2 protein-coding genes and 1 pseudogene are annotated in these 2,101 nt (G+C 71.1%); all 3 read left to right on the forward strand.

Features of this window, described 5'->3' with window-relative positions; translation table 11 throughout:
- Positions 1-97 precede the first annotated feature (97 nt).
- Positions 98-1,147 carry a tRNA (adenosine(37)-N6)-threonylcarbamoyltransferase complex transferase subunit TsaD gene (gene tsaD, locus E3T19_RS11390; RefSeq protein ID WP_134408848.1) on the forward strand — a complete coding sequence of 350 codons (1,050 nt, stop codon included), beginning with the start codon at positions 98-100 and terminating at the stop codon, positions 1,145-1,147.
- 165 nt (positions 1,148-1,312) lie between these two features.
- Positions 1,313-1,738 carry a DUF4190 domain-containing protein gene (locus E3T19_RS11395; RefSeq protein WP_088457142.1) on the forward strand — a complete coding sequence of 142 codons (426 nt, stop codon included), beginning with the start codon at positions 1,313-1,315 and terminating at the stop codon, positions 1,736-1,738.
- A gap of 100 nt (positions 1,739-1,838) precedes the next feature.
- A pseudogene (locus E3T19_RS19010) lies at positions 1,839-2,101 on the forward strand (hypothetical protein); the annotation flags it as partial.

The raw sequence follows: 2,101 nt of genomic DNA on the forward strand, positions 1-2,101 counted from the left end.
CGCCGACCCGGCCGCACCCGCCGCCGACCCGGCCGCACCCGCCGCCGACCCTGCAGCATCAGCCGCCCCGGCCCGCCCGCTCAACCGCACCAACCCGCTGGTGCTCGGCATCGAAACCTCCTGCGACGAGACCGGCATCGGCATTGTGCGCGGCACCACCTTGCTCTCCAACACCATCGCCTCGTCGATGGACGAGCATGCCCGCTACGGCGGCGTCGTGCCGGAGGTTGCCGCTCGCGCCCACCTCGAAGAGATGGTGCCCGCCATCCACGCGGCCGTCGCTGAAGCCGGCATCCGGCTCGACGAGATCGACGCCATCGCCGTCACCAGCGGACCCGGCCTCGCCGGTGCACTCATGGTCGGCGTCGGCGCTGCCAAATCGCTCGCGGTGGCGCTGGACGTGCCGATCTACGCCGTCAACCACCTCGTCGGCCACGTGGGCGCCGACCTGCTGCGCGGCGAGGGCGTCGACACAGATGCGCCGCTGGAGTACCCCACCATCGCCCTGCTGGTCTCCGGGGGGCACACCTCGCTGCTGCTGGTGCGTGACCTGGTCTCCGACGTGGAGCTGCTCGGCGAGACCATCGACGATGCCGCCGGTGAGGCCTTCGACAAGGTCGCCAGGGTGCTCGGCCTGCCCTACCCCGGCGGGCCGCAGATCGACAGGGTCGCGGCCACCGGCAACCCCACCGCCATCCGTTTCCCGCGCGGCCTCAGCCACCAGAAGGATGTCGCCAAGCACCGCTATGACTTCTCCTTCTCCGGCCTGAAGACCTCGGTGGCCCGGTGGGTGGAACAGAAGCGTGACTCCGGCGAAACCGTGCCGATCAATGACGTTGCGGCGAGCTTCCGCGAGGCCGTCGTCGACGTGCTGCTCACCAAGGCCGTCGCGGCCTGCACCGACCTCGGGGTGCCCAGGCTGCTGCTCGGCGGCGGGGTGATCGCCAATGCGCGGTTGCGCCAGGTGGCCCAGGAACGCACGGATGCGGCCGGTATCGCGCTGCGCATCCCGCCCCTGTCGCTCTGCACCGACAACGGCGCCATGATCGCGGCGCTCGGCGCGCAGCTGATCATGGCGGGGCGCGCGCCCTCCACCCTCGATTTCGGGGCGGACTCTACCCTCCCGGTGGGCCTCATCCAGGCCTGAAACCGCATCTCACCAAGAGTTTCTCGCGCGGACGCGATACTGTCATGGTGGGGGTTTTACGCAGAGCCAGCACGTTGACACCCCCACGGCGCGGGTGCCACTATGGCACCCATCGCACCCAGTGCCCTTGCATTCCCTACGCTGCACCACGTGAAGGAGTCACCCATGACCGACCCGAACCAGCCCGCCGTGAACAAGCCGGACTCGAACGAGCCCACGCCGCCGCCGGCCTACTCCCCGCCCGCGCCGCCGGCCTACGGTGCGACCCCGGCCGCCCCGGCCTACGGCGCCGCACCTGCCGCCCCGCAGGCCTACGCACCGCAGGGCTACGGGCAGCCGGCCGCCGGCGATAAGTGGAACGTTCTCGCGATCATCTCCCTGGTCAGCGCGTTCTTCGTGTCCCTCGCCGCCGTGATCTGCGGCCACATTGCGCTCAGCCAGATCAAGCGCACCGGCGAAAAGGGTCGCGGCCTCGCCATCGCCGGCCTCGTGCTCGGCTACGTCGGCCTGATCAGCGGACTCATCTTCCTCATCGTCACGATCGGCGTGATCATGGCGGGCATCAGCGAAGGCTCGTACACCACCTACTAGAAGGCTCGGCAGACCGCGCTCGCCGGCCACCCCGGCCGCCCGATCGGGCGGCCGGGCGGCCTGGATCAGACCAGGCGTTCACAGGAAAGGAATGACGATCATGACCGATCCGAACACACCACATCCCGAGGTTCCCCAGGTTCCGAGCGTGCCGCAGGTCCCCGACGTGCCGCAGGTGCCCGACTTCCCGCAGGACAGCATGGCCGGCGACCCACCGGATCGCCAGAGCGGCCCCGCCGGCGATGCCGAATCCACCCCGTCGGGCGCCCAGCAGCCGCCGCCGGTTCCGCCGGTGAGTCCGGCCGGCCAGCCGACGCCGCCGCCGCCCGCCTACGGCCCGCCCGCCCCGAGCGAGGGCACGCC

Origin of the sequence: Cryobacterium sp. TMT4-31 (genome assembly GCF_004403385.1) — a bacterium.
GTDB classification, from domain to species: domain Bacteria; phylum Actinomycetota; class Actinomycetes; order Actinomycetales; family Microbacteriaceae; genus Cryobacterium; species Cryobacterium zongtaii.